At 56.9% G+C, this 15,525-nt stretch carries 17 protein-coding genes; 8 read left to right on the top strand and 9 right to left on the bottom strand.

Annotated elements, in window-relative coordinates; translation table 11 throughout:
- Positions 1-27 precede the first annotated feature (27 nt).
- Together H6F75_RS17395 and H6F75_RS17390 are read left to right on the top strand one after the other, a co-directional pair.
- Positions 28-189, top strand: coding sequence for a hypothetical protein (locus H6F75_RS17395; protein ID WP_190753719.1), 162 nt, complete (start codon positions 28-30; stop codon positions 187-189).
- Positions 190-412: 223 nt separating this feature from the next.
- Positions 413-886 (top strand): YbjN domain-containing protein, encoded by a 474-nt coding sequence (locus tag H6F75_RS17390; protein WP_190753718.1) that lies wholly within the window; start codon positions 413-415, stop codon positions 884-886.
- 75 nt (positions 887-961) lie between these two features.
- Here H6F75_RS17390 and H6F75_RS17385 read toward each other — a convergent pair whose 3' ends face one another.
- Both H6F75_RS17385 and psaK read right to left on the bottom strand, forming a co-directional pair.
- Positions 962-2,173 (bottom strand): site-2 protease family protein, encoded by a 1,212-nt coding sequence (locus tag H6F75_RS17385; protein ID WP_190753717.1) that lies wholly within the window; start codon positions 2,171-2,173, stop codon positions 962-964.
- A gap of 137 nt (positions 2,174-2,310) precedes the next feature.
- Positions 2,311-2,583, bottom strand: coding sequence for a photosystem I reaction center subunit PsaK (psaK, locus tag H6F75_RS17380; RefSeq protein ID WP_190753716.1), 273 nt, complete (start codon positions 2,581-2,583; stop codon positions 2,311-2,313).
- Between the two features lie 185 nt (positions 2,584-2,768).
- Between psaK and H6F75_RS17375 the strand changes: the two genes are divergently transcribed.
- Complete coding sequence (locus H6F75_RS17375; RefSeq protein WP_190753715.1) at positions 2,769-3,428, top strand: phosphoribosylanthranilate isomerase; 660 nt, start codon at positions 2,769-2,771, stop codon at positions 3,426-3,428.
- Positions 3,429-3,457: 29 nt separating this feature from the next.
- Here H6F75_RS17375 and nblS read toward each other — a convergent pair whose 3' ends face one another.
- On the bottom strand, positions 3,458-5,473 hold the full coding sequence (gene nblS / locus H6F75_RS17370; protein ID WP_190753714.1) for a two-component system sensor histidine kinase NblS: 2,016 nt from the start codon (positions 5,471-5,473) through the stop codon (positions 3,458-3,460).
- A gap of 72 nt (positions 5,474-5,545) precedes the next feature.
- Entirely contained in the window at positions 5,546-5,890 is a 345-nt protein-coding gene (locus H6F75_RS17365) for a hypothetical protein (protein ID WP_190753713.1), read from the bottom strand.
- Between the two features lie 356 nt (positions 5,891-6,246).
- On the opposite strand from H6F75_RS17365, the gene H6F75_RS17360 reads away from it, so the two are divergent.
- Entirely contained in the window at positions 6,247-6,858 is a 612-nt protein-coding gene (locus tag H6F75_RS17360) for a Uma2 family endonuclease (RefSeq protein ID WP_190753712.1), read from the top strand.
- Between the two features lie 417 nt (positions 6,859-7,275).
- Here H6F75_RS17360 and ahcY read toward each other — a convergent pair whose 3' ends face one another.
- Both ahcY and panB read right to left on the bottom strand, forming a co-directional pair.
- Positions 7,276-8,550, bottom strand: coding sequence for an adenosylhomocysteinase (ahcY, locus tag H6F75_RS17355; RefSeq protein WP_190753711.1), 1,275 nt, complete (start codon positions 8,548-8,550; stop codon positions 7,276-7,278).
- A 142-nt stretch (positions 8,551-8,692) separates the two neighbouring features.
- Positions 8,693-9,481 (bottom strand): 3-methyl-2-oxobutanoate hydroxymethyltransferase, encoded by a 789-nt coding sequence (panB, locus tag H6F75_RS17350; RefSeq protein ID WP_190753710.1) that lies wholly within the window; start codon positions 9,479-9,481, stop codon positions 8,693-8,695.
- Positions 9,482-9,611: 130 nt separating this feature from the next.
- Between panB and clpP the strand changes: the two genes are divergently transcribed.
- A complete protein-coding gene (clpP, locus tag H6F75_RS17345; protein ID WP_073608017.1) occupies positions 9,612-10,217 on the top strand; it encodes an ATP-dependent Clp endopeptidase proteolytic subunit ClpP in 606 nt (201 codons plus the stop codon).
- Positions 10,218-10,252: 35 nt separating this feature from the next.
- On the opposite strand, the gene H6F75_RS17340 is transcribed toward clpP, so the two are convergent.
- Complete coding sequence (locus tag H6F75_RS17340) at positions 10,253-11,008, bottom strand: hypothetical protein (RefSeq protein ID WP_190753709.1); 756 nt, start codon at positions 11,006-11,008, stop codon at positions 10,253-10,255.
- A 208-nt stretch (positions 11,009-11,216) separates the two neighbouring features.
- Between H6F75_RS17340 and H6F75_RS17335 the strand changes: the two genes are divergently transcribed.
- Positions 11,217-12,029, top strand: coding sequence for a DUF475 domain-containing protein (locus H6F75_RS17335; RefSeq protein WP_190753708.1), 813 nt, complete (start codon positions 11,217-11,219; stop codon positions 12,027-12,029).
- A 29-nt stretch (positions 12,030-12,058) separates the two neighbouring features.
- Here H6F75_RS17335 and H6F75_RS17330 read toward each other — a convergent pair whose 3' ends face one another.
- Positions 12,059-12,883 carry a sulfurtransferase gene (locus H6F75_RS17330; protein WP_190753707.1) on the bottom strand — a complete coding sequence of 275 codons (825 nt, stop codon included), beginning with the start codon at positions 12,881-12,883 and terminating at the stop codon, positions 12,059-12,061.
- A 219-nt stretch (positions 12,884-13,102) separates the two neighbouring features.
- Between H6F75_RS17330 and H6F75_RS17325 the strand changes: the two genes are divergently transcribed.
- Together H6F75_RS17325 and H6F75_RS17320 are read left to right on the top strand one after the other, a co-directional pair.
- Positions 13,103-13,651, top strand: coding sequence for a DUF308 domain-containing protein (locus H6F75_RS17325; protein WP_242020081.1), 549 nt, complete (start codon positions 13,103-13,105; stop codon positions 13,649-13,651).
- A gap of 8 nt (positions 13,652-13,659) precedes the next feature.
- A complete protein-coding gene (locus H6F75_RS17320) occupies positions 13,660-14,544 on the top strand; it encodes an alpha/beta hydrolase (RefSeq protein ID WP_190753705.1) in 885 nt (294 codons plus the stop codon).
- On the opposite strand, the gene H6F75_RS17315 is transcribed toward H6F75_RS17320, so the two are convergent.
- Complete coding sequence (locus H6F75_RS17315) at positions 14,536-15,513, bottom strand: hypothetical protein (RefSeq protein WP_190753704.1); 978 nt, start codon at positions 15,511-15,513, stop codon at positions 14,536-14,538. The two genes, H6F75_RS17320 and H6F75_RS17315, sit on opposite strands and share 9 nt — an antisense overlap.
- Positions 15,514-15,525 lie beyond the last annotated feature (12 nt).

The following is a 15,525-nucleotide window of genomic DNA, read 5'->3' as shown; positions in this document are numbered from 1 at the left end:
AGCCGATAGCGCTCCCCTCAAGGGATTATGCAGAATGTCTCAGCCGACCTGGCGATCGCTGTAAATCTCCAGCTTCTGGACAACGCATTGAGCAGCCACGATTATTTAACATCACTCCAGCAGTGGGGTGACGGGCAACTCAAACTGGCGAGGCCGATTTGCTCAAATAATCTGCCTATTGGCCTCTAGCCGCTGTTAAGCCGCAAGAAAGCCGATCGGGGGATAGTCAGACATAGCGCAAGGGGCTACAGTTGGGGAGGCGCAGCGATGGCCTCGGGCCAGTCTCTGACCATCGTCGCGACGTTTTGGCGGTTGTTGACCGCCGGTCGCTTCGACGGTTGAGGCACTATGCCCACCACCGCAGATCGGCCGCACAATTGATTTGTTGATCAATAGCTACCAAGGGTCTGTTATGGCTGAAGACGCAATAGATATGGATCTACCCTATTCCACCCCGCCTGAGGATGGGTTAGATATTGTGTCCTATGTGGACACCATTGAGGCAGTGATTGCTTCTTTGGATCAAGGAGATGGAGCTATGGTTAGCCAAACCGATGAGGGCCACCTGTGGCGATTTAAGTACGGCAGTGTCGATGTGTACGCGCAGCTGACGGGTGAGACTGAGACCGATACGCTAACCGTGTGGTCCCCTGTACTCATGCTGCCCGCTAAAGATGAGCCCCGTCTGATGAAGCGGCTGCTTGAGAAGAACTGCAACGAAACCCTCGAAGCTCGCTTTGGCATCTCGGGCGATCAGGTGCTGGTGATTTCAAGCCGCATTCTGAAGGACATTTCCCCCGCCGAAATCTCTCGCTTGATGACCATTGTGGCCACCATCGCCGACGATTCCGACGAAGCGCTAGTCTCCGAATTTGGTATGAGCTAGCAGGGTATAGGGTATGAGGTATAGGGTAAAAGAACAGTCCTAAGCCTTACTCCCTATACCTTGTACCTTGCAGCCCTACGCCCGCGCCTCTTCAATCACTGATTTTGCGATCGAGGACAGCTGTAATCCTGGGGGATACTGCCCGTCTTCTTTGATGCGCTGAATCATGGCGGGGGAGACCCGCAGGCCGAGGCGATCGGCGATTGCACGCACCACATCGCCGCGATCGATCGTGCCGGCTACGGCATCGGCGGGGGTGAGCACCGTGAGCCGAGGCAGCTGTAAGTCTTCAAGCTGGTCGATGGCTTCGGTTAGCGGTGTGCCCTCGCGCACCGATGGAATCGTCAACAGGGGCTTGGCGATGTGGCTAAGTGGCAGGGTTTCCCACTGGCTGCGCTCGATCGCCCGCATATCTTCAACCGTGACCAAGCCCCGATAGCGCCCCTCCGAGGCCGCAAAGTAAGCTGGAGGGCGATTCTCTTCGAGGAGGTAGGTGTCAGCAAACTGTCGCAGCGACATGGCTGCATCTACGACTTTGAAATCGCGGGCCATAGCGTCGGCGGCGGTAAGGGCCAACATGGCCTCTTGTAGATTGGTGACCTGGTTGTAGGCGGCGGCATTGCGCAGAGCAAACCAGCCGATCGCGGCAATCCAAAAGCCAGAGAATGCCTGATAGAACAACGCCATGACCAGGCCAAAGGCGATCGCCAGCCAGCCCAAGAGCTGACCGGAGCGCGCCGCCCAGCGAATGCCCTTGATGCGGCTGTTGGTGACCTTCCACACCAGGGCCTTGAGCACCTGGCCGCCGTCGAGGGGTAGGCCGGGAATCATGTTGAACAGCGTCAGCACTAGGTTGATCTGAGCCACGCTGCCGGTGATCACGCCCACCGGAGTCGGTAGCGAGGGAATCTGGGAGATGGCGGTGAGCAGCAGGAATAGACCAAAGCTGACCAACGGGCCGGCGATCGCCACCTTAAGCGCATCCTCTGGCGTTTTCGATTCTTTGTCGATGGAGGCAATGCCGCCAAACAAAAACAGGGTGATCGAGTTGACCGCGATGCCCTGACCCTTAGCGGCAAGGCTGTGGCCCAGCTCGTGCAGCAGCACCGACGCAAACAGCAGCAGCGCCAGACCAAAGCCCATCACCCAGGCCAGGTTGCCCCAGGCCGAGTGCCAGCTGGGCTCCAACCCGTAGGACACGGTCACCAGCAGCAAAATAATGAACCAGGAGCTATCGACAAATAGGGGAATTCCTAAAATGGCCCCAACGCGCCAGTTGGATTGCATTGCCTAGCTCCTATGAATGCTGTCAAATACCAACCCAGACCCGGTAATGGCTAGCAGAACTAGGGCACTTGGGTCTGGGGTCTGGCTCTATTCTATCAATCGCCCCACAATGTCGTTGGGCCTAGGCGTTGGTGAGGCTAGAGCAGCCCGGCGTTGCCCAAGCCCAAAATCATGCCAGCGCCAAGAATGTGGCCAAAGCTAGCGATCGCCAGCAGCTCGGGCAGACCAAAACCTTCAAACAGCATGGGCAGGCCCACGGGTAGGGCTGGCCCGGCCCCAGGCTTGCGAATGGCGTACTTGCCAATGGCCAGTACAAACAGGTTGCAGGTAATCATAATTAGCGCCACTTTATACGACCACTCAGGGGTGGTGGGCACAGTGTAGGCAGCAAGCAGGGTAGAAAACAGCAATGTTATTTCTCCGCTAGAGGTCTAAAATTAGGTCTTGAGAATTGAAATTGGGTCTTGAGAATTAAATCGAGTCTTAAAGAAACAGAATCTCAGGCGATCGCCACGCGCTTAATTTAGGCATTCAACCTTGTTGGATTATAAAAATCCGGCGACACCCACCTAACGGAATGTTCAACAGAGTTAACATGCGGGTCAAGATTTGTGGCATTACTCAGGCGGAGCAGGCGATCGCGATCGCCCGCCACGGTGCTACCCACCTGGGCTTTATTTGTGTGCCCCAGTCGCCCCGCTACCTAGCCCCCGCTGCGATCGCCGAAATCACCCAGGCCCTAGACGCGGCTGGAGTGGTGACCAAAACCGTGGGAGTCTTTGCCGATGCCCCGCTAGTGGAGATGTCCGCCGCTGTCCGCCGGGCCAACCTCAGCCATATTCAGCTCCACGGTCAAGAAACCCTGGAGCAGTGCCAGCAGCTCCTGGCTGAGCTACCCGGCGTCTTCCTGATCAAAGCTATTCGTATACGCACTGCTACAGACCTGGTACGGGCTGAAACCTACGCTCCCTACGTCGATGCTCTGCTGCTCGACGCCTACCACCCTCAACAGCTCGGAGGCACAGGGTTAACGTTGGATTGGGATGCTTTAGTGTCGTTTAGGCCAACCTGCCCATGGATGCTGGCTGGAGGGCTCACCCCCGAGAATATATCTACGGCGCTGTCAACGCTGAGACCCGACGGCATTGACCTTTCCAGTGGGGTAGAACAGCATCCCGGTGTAAAAGATTTGGCGTTGGTTCAACACCTGTTTGAGCAGCTGCAACCCTGGCTACCGAGCAGAGCTGAGGTATAGGCCGAGGCAATAGCGGATGGGGAAGAAGGCTAGTTTTGGTCGGCTTGGGGAGCAGTCGATGAGGCACTGGGAGTTCCAGGGCTGACAGCGGCGATCGCCAGATCTTTACCCCCATCACTGTGGGTGCTGTCTTTGGCTAGTATTGCGATCGCCTCGGGTTGGTAAGCGGCCACATCAAACCAGAAGGTAGTGCCAATGCCCACTTCGCTGACCAGATGCACCTGACTGCTGTGCTTTTCGATGATGTTTTTGACAATGGAGAGGCCCAAACCGGTGCCTTCCAGAGTGTGGACGCGGTTTTCGACCCGGAAGAAGCGATCGAAAATGGCCTGCTGGTCTTCGGGGGCAATGCCGATGCCGGTGTCAGAGATCTCAATGCGAATGTAGCCGCCCTCGTTGGGGTCGTCTCCGGGGGGCACAATCTGGTGGGCCCGTAGCATCACCTGGCCGCCAGATTCGGTAAACTTCAGCGCGTTGCCCACCAGGTTGCTAAACACTTGCAATAGCAGGTCGTAGTTGCCGATCACGGGGGGCAGATTGGGCTCTACGTCCTGTAATAGCTCGATTCGCTTGTCACGGGCGTTGAGGCGGTGGGTGCGCAGGGTTTGCTCAATCGGCTGAATGATGTCGACGGCTTCGAGCTGGTATTGGCGACTCGACTCGAGACGCGACAGGTCGAGCACGTCGTTGACCAGGCGAGTGAGGCGATCGGTTTCATGGTTGGCGGTTTCGAGAAATTCCTTGCGTTCGCCGTCGCTGAGGTCTTCGCCGTACTCGTGCAGAGTTTCAATGAACGACTTGATGTTAAACAGCGGCGTGCGCAGCTCGTGGGAGACATTGCTGATAAACTGGGCCTTGGCTTCGTTAAGGGCCACCTCACGGGTGATGTCCTGCACGGTGATGGCCAGACCTTTGACGTTCTCTTTGGCCTGGTCGAGTACGGTATTGAGCAAGATCCTCAGGGTGCGGTGGCTGGGCTCAGTGATCGGTACCCGAAATTCCATCGCCTCTGAGTCGCCCTTGACGGCCTGAAATAAGGGTCGGGTGAGCTGCACCCGCACCGCATTGGGAAAGTGTTCCAGAATATTTTTCCCGTCCAAAATCTGGTCATCCCAGCCAAAAATGCGGCGAGCGGTGGGGTTAACCAGTACGGCGTGCATATCGCTGTCGAGCAGAATGGCGCCGTCGGCGATAGTAGAAACCAGGGTTTCAAGCTTGGCTTTTTCGGCGGTGAGCTCTTCGATGTTTTGCTCTTCGTAGCTTTCTAGGCGCTCGGCCATGTCGTTAAAGCTGTAGATCAGCTCACCGAGTTCACCCCCCAGGGGCAGGTCGATGCGCTGCCTAAAGTTGCCGTCGGCGATGTTCTTAACCCCTAATGAGAGTTCTTTGATCGGCTGAGTAATCGTGAGCGCGTTGAACACGGCTCCCAAAATTACCATGACCCAGATGGAGACAAACACCGCAATGGTGACATCTCGCGTCAGGTGTGAGGAGGCCACCACCGTGGGGTTAGGGTTGATGCCCATAGCCAAAACGCCCAGGTGAATGCCGTTGTAGTTGAGGGGCACAAAGACGTCGGTGACTTCACCTGCTGGGGTAAGGTGCTGGCGCACCAGGGGGCGATCGGTGTTTTGGGCATAGCCCTCGGGCAGCTGCATGCGTCGTCGCAGCGTGAGGGAGTTTTGGACCGCTGCTTCAGAAAAGGGGATGCCGAAGAAAATATCGCCGTTTTCGTCGGCGTAAAGCATATAGCGCACGCTAGAGGTGCTTTGGTAAAAGCTGTAGGAGAAGCGGGCTAGCTCGGTGCGATCGGCTTCGTTGACCAGGGGGGCGACGTTGGCGGCTAGCAGCAGCCCTAAGTCTCGGGCAAACCGGGTGTCGTTGAGTCGGGCATCCATCTGGATGGTGTTGACAGCCCAAAAGGTAAGGGCGCTCGTGATCATCGACACTACCAGTGTTGCCCCGGCCATTAGCCGGGTTTGGAGGGTGAAGTCGCCCCACCAGTGCAGGAAGATATCGCGAATTTTAGCCAGAAGCCTGATCAACGGAACCTATCGAATGCTGGATGTTGAATTCAGCCTTTATTCTGGCATGTTCTTCGCATCTTAGCCCTGCGCTTAGTCTTCGAAGAGGGTCTCAAACTCGTGGCGCAGACTGTCGTAGTTGACCACGCGGGCCACAATCAGGTTTTGGTCGCCCTGGGCGGCGGCAAACTGCTGTCTCCAGTGGCGCACGTCCTGTTCTTGGTTCAGCCAGAAGGTGACGATGGTGCTGACGATCGCATCCCAATCCCAATCAGGCTTGCGGTGCACGGCCTCGGTGGCGCTGATAAAGGCATCGAGGGTGCAGCAATAGCTGCCGAGAAAGGCCTGGCTGCGATCGCGCCGCGCCTCTGCCTGCTGCTGGTGATTAAAAAATTGCAGTACCGGGGCAATGCCCACTATGTCAAAGCTATAGCTCATGGTTAAACGGGTGATAAAAACGAAGTTTATCGGCAACTCGCTTCACCGCTGGCGGCAATCCTAGTTAGCCAGAAATTGCCCTGGTATAGATCAGAGCAACAGCGGAGCAAAGGAAATCCGCTGCCCCATTAGGTAGCCACAAGTGAGGGAAAAGCCGGTAAGACTGGGCTGAAATCGGTGATAGATCACGTTCAGAGTCAGTACTGGTGATGCAAGTTAGTGAATAGTTTAGACAGTTCACTCTGTGGAGTTGTTCGTCTGCAACGGTTTTTGACGATTTCTACAAACTAGACGAGTCGCTACCATAGAAGACACCGCCGTCAGTTAGAGATCGCCCACATCTCTCGGAGCATCCTATGACCACCCTGGATTTGCCCCTTGAACTTAACCTCGAGGCTGTTCACTTCACCGATGAGCAGTTCTACCAACTCTGTATCCACAACCCGGAGATGGCGATCGAGCAAAATGCCCAAGGAGTGTTGATCGTTATGCCCCCTGTTGGCGGTGAGAGCGACAATCAAGAAATGGAGGTTGGCGGTGAACTGTATCTTTGGAATAAGCAAACCCAACTTGGTAAGGTGTTTAGCTCCTCGACAGTTTTTCCAACTGCCGATTGGCAGCAAGCGATGGTCAAGGACCGGCCCGAAGGGCCATCGCCCGATGCCGCCTGGGTAGAACTATCCCGCTGGGAGGCGCTAACCCCAGAGCAGCGGCGCAGATTTCCCCCCATTGCGCCTGATTTTGTGATGGAAGTGCGCTCGAGCACCGATAACCTGACGACTCTGCGCGAGAAGATGCAGGAATACGTGGCCAGCGGTGTTCGTTTGAGCTGGCTGATTAATCCTCAGGACCAACAGGCGGAGGTTTATCGGCCTGGGCAGGAGGTGGAGGTGCGATCGCTGCCTACTCAGCTTTCTGGAGAATCTGTGCTGCCGGGCTTCATCCTGAATGTTTCCCCGTTTGCTTAGCTGTTGGGATAGACCCACAGCCAGTCGACCCTAGCAACACTGGCTTGCGGAGCTTTGTAAGTGACAGGCGTCACAGTTCGCAAAACTCTTGAGGGCTGCTCCCCCTTGACCAACTTGGGATAAAGATGCGGGTGCAAGGGATGACTCAGCCGTGCCCTTGAGGCATTCTAAGTACAGATAAGACGAGCTTCGCACATATAACTAACTCCCTATTCTAAGCAGCCCCTGGTGCCCCGGCATCGGGGGTTATTTAATGGAAAAGCCCCAGGATGCTGCGAGCGTCCTGGGGCTTTAGCTGGGGAAGACAATGGTTTATACCAAATCCCATTTAGTTACACCCGGTTTGTAGGGGCATTGCACTGCAATGCCCTACGAGAGCCCTATTTTGAACCGGGGTCTCTCAAGACGGATTTCGTATTAGGTGCCAACAGTCCAAGAATTGATGTAGATCTCTTGCTCAGGGGTCAGGCTATCGACTTCGATACCCATGGCGACCAGCTTCAGGCGAGCAATCTCCTTATCTACCTCAACGGGGATGGAGTGCAGACCGGGTTCGAGGGAACCCCGGTTCTTCACCAGGTACTCACAGGCCATGGCCTGGTTGGCAAAGCTCATGTCCATAACGGCGCTGGGGTGGCCTTCGGCGGCGGCCAGATTAACCAGGCGGCCTTCACCTAGCACAATCACCGACTTGCCGCTGGTGAGCATGTACTGTTGGGTAAAATTGCGCACCTGCTTGACTTCGCTGGCCATCGCACCCAGCGATTCGAGGTCAATTTCGATGTCGAAGTGGCCAGAGTTGCACACCATGGCGCCATCTTTCATCGCCTCAAAATGCTCGCGACGAATGACATGCTTGTTGCCAGTGACGGTAATAAATAGGTCGCCTACGGTAGCAGCCTCAGCCATAGGCATCACCCGAAAGCCGTCCATAACTGCCTCAATGGCGCGCACTGGATCAATTTCGGTGACGATGACGTTCGCCCCCATGCCCTTGGCTCGCATAGCAGTACCTTTGCCGCACCAGCCGTAGCCGGCCACAACAACAGTTTTGCCCGCCAGCAGTACGTTGGTAGCGCGAATAATGCCGTCTAAGGTCGATTGACCCGTGCCGTAACGGTTGTCGAAGAAGTGTTTGGTGTCGGCGTCATTGACGTTCATAGCGGGGAAGCTGAGCACCCCGTCGTTGAACATAGCCCGCAGGCGGACAATGCCGGTAGTGGTCTCTTCGGTAGTGCCAATGATGTCGGCGAGCTGTTCTTGGCGGGTTTGCACCAGGGTAGCGACTACGTCACTACCATCATCAATGATGATGTTGGGGCGGTGGTCAAGGGCGGTTTGCACGTGGCGGTGGTAGGTGGCGTTGTCTTCGCCGCGTAGAGCAAACACGGGAATGCCGTAGTCGGCCACTAGGCTAGCCGCAACGTCATCTTGAGTCGAGAGGGGGTTGCTAGCAATGAGCACGGCGTCAGCGCCGCCATTCTTGAGGGCGATCGCCAAATGAGCTGTCTCAGTAGTGACGTGGCAGCAGGCCGAAATGCGAATGCCCGCCAAGGGCTTTTCCTTGGCAAAGCGGTCTTGAATCTGACGGAGCACGGGCATCTCACGCCCAGCCCACTCAATCCGCTGTTTACCCTGGGTTGCCAGGGAAATATCCTTGACGTCGTACTTAAATTGAAGAGTTGTGGTCATAGCGAGGGTATCAACCGTAATAAATCGTCTCTGTGCCAGTTGCTAGCGTTTATAGCTTAACGGAATTTCACCTGGCGGACTGTCTCGATACTCTATATAAGGTACTACCCAGATACTTCATGCAGAGTATTGCCGCGATCGCTCATGCGGGGTACTGCCCCGATCGCACCTCGGTACAAAACTGCTGGGCGGCTTCAACGGCCTGCTGCCTGAGGTTGGCGTAGACTTTTGCAAAGGGCGGCTGCCAGGCTGACAGCCCGAGGACGTCGGCAGTGACCAGCACCTGGCCGTCGCAGTGCACCCCAGCGCCAATGCCAATGGTAGGAATGCGCAGCGCCTTAGTAATATCGCGGGCTAGTTCGGTAGGAATATGCTCTAAAACGATGGAAAACGCTCCGGCCTGCTCTAGGGCTTTGGCTTCGGAAAGAATGCGATCGGCCTCGGCCTCAGTTTTGCCCTGCTTGCGAAAACCGCCAAACTGGTTGATCGACTGGGGCGTCAGCCCCACGTGGCCCATCACCGGAATGCCCCACTGCACCAGTCGGCGCACGGTCTCAACTACACCAGCGTGGCCGCCCTCTAGCTTTACTGCCTGGGCTCCGGCTTCCTTCAGCATCTGCCCTGAGGCGCGAACGGCGTCCTCAACGCTGGTCTGATAGCTCAGAAAGGGTAGATCGACTACCAGCAGTGCATTTTTGACCCCCCGCCGCACCGCCTTGGCGCAGATCAGCATGTCCTCAGTGGTCAGCGGCAGGGTGGTGTCGTAGCCTAGGGCGACCATCGCCAACGAATCGCCTACCAGCACAATGTCGGCCCCGGCCTGGTCAACAATTTGTCCCGACATCACATCCCAGGCGGTTAGCACGGTAATGGGTTGAGCTGGTGCGCCTGTCTGCTTCCACCGCAAAATTCGATCAACGCTAACGGCCATGGCTGCGCCTGGAAAGGGATATGGTTGTCAGGATAACAAACCCTGATTCGGCTATCCCTCCAATCTGCCGCCCCCCTGGGGAACACAACTCGCTAAAATCAAATAAACCCGTACAAAGTGGCTTATCACGATGATCCCAACCGTTATTGAGCAATCCGGGCGTGGCGAGCGCGCGTTTGACATTTATTCCCGACTTTTGCGGGAGCGTATTATTTTTCTGGGTCAAGAGGTCACGGCCGATTCGGCCAACCTGATTGTGGCCCAGATGCTGTTTCTTGAAGCCGAAGACCCCGACAAAGATATTTATCTCTATATCAACTCCCCCGGTGGGTCTGTATCGGCGGGCTTGGGCATCTATGACACCATGAACCACATTCGGCCTCAGATCTGCACCATTTGCGTGGGGCTGGCGGCCAGTATGGGGGCGTTTTTGCTTACCGCAGGCGAAAAGGGCAAGCGCATGAGTCTGCCCAACTCCCGGATTATGATTCACCAACCCTTAGGCGGTGCCCAGGGTCAGGCTACTGATATTGAGATTCAGGCGAAAGAGATTCTCTACCTGAAGAAGCAGCTGAACGATGCGATCGCCAAAAACACCGGTCAGTCAATCGATAAAATTGCCCAAGACACCGAGCGCGACTTCTTTATGAGCCCTCAAGAAGCGGTGGAGTACGGTCTCATCGATCAGGTGATTGATCGCACCTCCGTCGGTTCCCGCCCGCTGACAGCGATGTAAATCTCTCTAACCCCTGGGGCTTGATGCCTTGGGGGTTAAGTGTTGCCACGTGGGGATTGGGTTTCTAAGAACAGCAAGAACTCCAGCAGTTCTTCGTCGGTGAGGTCGTGACGCGATAGCTTGCCGTAGGTTTTCTTCAAAAACTCACGCCCCTGGGCAACCCCCCAGCCCAACCGCTGAAGTTCTACATCGGTTTGGGCAATGATGTCCGATAAATCGACCGCTGCCGGTTCTACGCCTAGATCCACCAACTCGTCAGCCGGGGCCTCGATGGTAGCGGGCAGATCTACCTGAAATGGGGCGACTGGTGGGGGCAGGGTTGGAGCCGCCACGACCGCTAAGGGCAGCTCGGCAGCCGGTTGCTCTAAGATATTTCCCTGGTCTAAAACGGGGGGAACCAGACTGAGCGGCGGTGGGGCGAGTTCTGGATGAGTCGTTGGCAAGGGCTCTCCCTTGGGTTGGTTGGGAGGGGCGATCGCCTCCAGGTTGGCTAAGCCTGGGCTGGGCTTGGCGATCGCTGCCTCAGGAGGCTCAACCCTATCGACTTCGATGGGGAGGGGCAGGCTGGGCAGTTCACCCGTCAAGCTCAGGCGCTCTAGGGCACGGGTGGTGGCTATATCTTCAGCCATCTCTAGGGCAGTATTTGCCCCTAGCCCGCTGGCCAGAATCAGATTGTCTACTCCAGCGCAGACCCGCACTACATACAGTCCGTCGTGGATAGTGAGCAAATCCGACGTCAGGCTGCCCTGGGGATACTGTTGGCGAAATTGCGTCAGCAGTGAACTTAGCACTCGGGCGGTCTCCCCTGCGGGTGGATGGTAACCGTACTATTCTAAGGAAGTAGGGCACGTTAGACTGAAGCCATTGTGACGCTGGCCTGCTTGAGGGCGGCGAGGGAACTCCCCCAATGGCGTGCGACCGTGGGTCGGGCAGGCTAATCAGCCGGTGCCTTTACCCTGAACTATTTTGATTGCTACTCTAGGCGGCTGAACTGAGCTAATGCTAGACCGATTACTCGATATCTCTAATAACTTTGGGGTCGATACCCTACTGTTGCTGCCGGTGCTCATTGCCCTGGAGGCGGTGCTGTCGGCCGACAATGCGATCGCCCTGGCCGCGATCGCCCAAGGCCTAGAGAGCGAAGCTATGCAGCGCCGGGCGCTCAACTTTGGGTTGCTGATCGCCTTTGTTCTGCGGGTCGGGCTAATTTTGACAGCGGGCTGGGTGCTTCAGTTCTGGCAGTTTGAAGTGATGGGAGCGGCCTACCTGCTGTGGCTGGTGTATAAGCACTTCACCGCTGCCAGCGACGACGCAGCCCAGCACCACGCCCCGAGATTTGCCACCGTTTTGCAGGCGATTCCAGTCATTGCCTTCACCGATCTGGCTTTTTCGCTAGATAGCGTCACCACCGCCCTAGCCCTCTCTAAGGACGTACTGGTGATTTTGCTGGGCGGCACCATTGGCATCATCACCCTGCGGTTCATGGCGGGGCTGTTTATCCGCTGGCTGGATGAGTTTGAGCACTTAGAAGACGCCGGCTTTATCACCGTGGGATTTGTGGGTGTTCGTCTGCTGGTGCGGGTGATTGACGACAATCTAGTGCCCCCAGAGTGGACGATGGTGCTGGTGATTGCCCTCGTGTTTGCTTGGGGCTTCTCGAAGCGCGTCGCAGAGAGCGCCAGTATTGAATCAGCTCATTTAGGCAATGGCAAAATGCCTACCGTTGCTGAATTAGAGGCCCAGAGCAGTATCTCTACGGAGGCTGCCTCTGAGGAAGATGCCACCCCGGCAATCCCCCTCCAGCAGGACTAAAAAGCCCCGCCCTCAGCCGCACCCAGTCTCTAGAGATAGGAGCACCAGTCGCTCCAGCCGCCAGGGTAGAGCTTAGCCATGGGTCGGCCCGCCACGGTTTGAGCTAGCAGATTGACGCAGGCCGTTACCCCTGAGCCGCAGTAGACGATCACCTCATTGGCATCGTTCAAGCTGGCCCAGTGTTGGCTGAGCTCATCGGCGGGTTTCATTTGGCCGTTCTCGGCAGAAACATCTTGCCAGAAGTAGTTCACAGCGCCGGGAATGCTGCCTGCTACTGGGTCGATGGGTTCGACCTCGCCCCGATAGCGGTCGGGCGATCGCGAATCGATCAGCAGCGTTCCCTCCGGGCGATCGCGCACCGTCTCTACATCCACAACCCAATCTTGACGCGGCGCGGGCACAAAGTTGCCCAGTCGAGATGCAGGGATCTCGGTACTGGTGGGATAGCCGCCTTCGACCCAGCCTGACCAGCCGCCATCGAGCACGGCTACATTGTCGTGGCCCAGGTAGCGCAGCAGCCACCAGAGGCGCGAAGCAAAGGCAAAACGGCTATCGTCGTAGGCGACGACGAGGGTAGGCTCTGGGCCGTCAGACTCTACCCCCATCGTTGTGAGCCGCTGGCTGAAATTATCCCAATCTGGCAGCGGGTGGCGACCCCCGTGGCGCTGCACCGGACTGGATAGGTCTCGATTGAGGTCTAGGTACCAGGCGTTAGGAATGTGGCCAGCGGCATACTGCTGCTGCCCCTGCTCGGCATGGGCTAGGGCAAAGCGACAGTCGGCGACCACAACTTTGGGGTCATCCAGGTGCTGGGCTAGCCAATCGGCGGTTACTAAGTTGCGAGGGTAGGTCATAGATTAGATGAACGGGCTGACATGGGAGGTTAAAGTCTGGTCTAGCGAGAGATAGCGGTGCGCCGCAGAAGTAGGGTATAAGGTTGCTGAACCGGCAACCTAGTCGTCGTGGAATCTATGCGGTGAGGAATGCGGACGGTGCGAAATGCGGGTGTTCAACTAGAGTACGGTCAACCTTTTTAACCAGCAGATCCTATTCAACGAGGCGCTGTTATGACTATGGACACTCAACCGAGTACTGAGATTAAAACAGCAACGAGCTGGGTCATGGCCCTCAGCGTAGGTCTGATTGTTTTAGGTATTTTGGCAGTTTTAATGCCGGCGATCGCCTCCGCTATTTTTACCTCCGCTATTGGGTGGATAGCCGTAGTCAGCGGAATTTTGCAGGTTGTGCAAGCGTTTCAGGCGCGAGCGGTCAGGGCGCTAGGGTTAAGCTTGGGGGCGGGCCTGCTCTATGTGGTGGCGGGGCTCTATATTTTGTTTAATTTAGCGAAAGCGACGGCGGCGCTAACACTGGCTTTTGGCCTATTGTTTATTGCCGAAGGCATTTTTACCATCGTGATGGCGTTTACCTACCGAGCTGGGCGCACCATGTCGTGGTTTGTGGCTATCAATGGCATCATCACGCTGATTCTAGGGATTTTGGTCATCAATCGCTGGCCGTTTAGCTCGCTTTGGCTAATTGGCTTTTATGTTGGCGTTAGCCTATTGTTTAGCGGGGCTTCGCTGCTAGGGGCAGCCGCAGCCGCTCGGAAAGAAGTTGCCTAGAACCGTCCATGTCCGGAGACTACATTCTCTTTGCCCAGCACGGCTGGGCCGACACTAATCAGTCAATGATGACCCTGGCGGAGCAGCTAGCGGGCGATCGCGCGCAAATTGTAGCTCCCTGCCTCAACTACGCCATGACCTGGCTGCGGATTGCCCCGCTGGTGGATGAGGTCGATGCGCTAGCTACGGCGACCCTGGCGCGTCAGCCCAGCCTGCCGGTACGAATTGTGGGTCACTCAATGGGGGGCTTGATTTGGTTGGAGGTGCTCAATCGCCATCCCGACTGGTGGCCCAGGGTAGAGTTTTTGACGCTGGTGGGCTCTCCGGTGGGCGGGGCAGACCTGGGCCGCATTCTGGATCCGCTGAAGATGGGAGTTGGCATTGCCGCTGACCTGGGGCGCGATCGCCGCCCCCTAGCCGCCCGACTCGCTGCCGCCATCACCACCCTATCGATCGCAGGCGATGTGGATAGGGGCAGCGATGGCACCATCACGGTTGAGAGTACACGGGTGCCCAACGGCCAATTTGTTTGTCTGGGGGGTATTAGCCACGCGGCCCTGCGCTGTCACCCACGCGTGGTGGCGCAGATTCAACAGTTTTGGAAGGGTGACAGCCTGAGTGATCCGCTATTCCCCCATTCCCTGGTGGAGCAGCTGCGTCAGATACCCGGTATGACCGATGCCCACCGACGCGACTTTGCCCGGGCTACTCCCTGGCACACCTTCGCCGACGGCACCAGTATTCGCCTCTGGCTCAGCCCCTTTGGCATTCACCACGTGTTTTTGGCCTCTGCTGAGAATGACTGCCTGTACTCAGGCTATGTGGGTTGGCTGCACAGTGGGGAGCTATGGCACAGCCTAGGGGCACTGCGGACAGACGCCAAATTATTCTAAAGCCGATGAGTCGGTGGGGTGGCGATCGCCCGGTTGGCGGGTGGAGGTCAGCGGACTGGAAATAGAGAGGCCATCCTCACTGACTAGGCCCACGGTGACATCGACGCTGCCCTCGTGTTGGCGGTCTTGCCGGTACTGCTCGACGGCGGCGTTCACCTGGTCTGCGATCGCCCAGGCGGCCTTCGAGGGCGGCGGCGACTGCTGCAAAATATTCAGCTGAAAACTGACCTGCTCAATCAGCAGTTTTTCATCGATGACGCTGAGCTGGGTGTCAATGTTGAAATCAACCTGATTTTTCAGCACCGCACTCAGAGCTAGAGCAATCAGATCGGCCCCGACATTGATTAAGGTCGGGGCGTGGCTTTTGACGTAAGCGCTAACGGTTTCACCTACCGCCTCGGCCATGGGTTGCTGAGCTAGGGCGGTGGCTAGGGTTTGAGCGATCGCCAAGTAGGCGGGATCGACAGCGGCGGCGATCGCACCATCGACATCAAAGGACTGCACAATCTGGCTGATCAGGCCCAGGGCTTCTGAACGAGTTAGGGGCCGATGGTCAGCGATCGCTCTGCTCAGCAGCGGCATGACCGAGGTGACTATCGTCCTTAACCTGTCTGGGGTGAGATTGGGCCTATAGCGCTGCACGTAGGCCGCGAGAACATTCTGAGCCTCTTGCTCCAGATGCTGCTGCCAGCGGTAGGTTTCTTTCGCTAAAGCACTGGTAGCGCGATCGACAATGGCATTTTTGAGATCGTCAGCGGTGAGCCCATCGAGCACCCGTTGAGCTATGGCGTCAATCAGAGCGGCGGACTCTTCGGGCAGATATAGCCGTAACAGGGTGCCGAGCAGACCCTGAACCTGCTCGGGTGAATTGGGCAAGCCATAGAGTCGCCCATAGGCGCTGAGACCGCTGATCAGCGTTGCGGTCACCTCGGGGTCACGGGAAGCAGAGGTCAGATCCTCAGACGGCATCGTCAACCTCCT

Origin of the sequence: Nodosilinea sp. FACHB-131 (assembly GCF_014695395.1) — a bacterium.
In the GTDB taxonomy this organism is placed as follows: domain Bacteria; phylum Cyanobacteriota; class Cyanobacteriia; order Phormidesmidales; family Phormidesmidaceae; genus Nodosilinea.
This window is presented reverse-complemented; position numbering and strand designations above follow the sequence as displayed.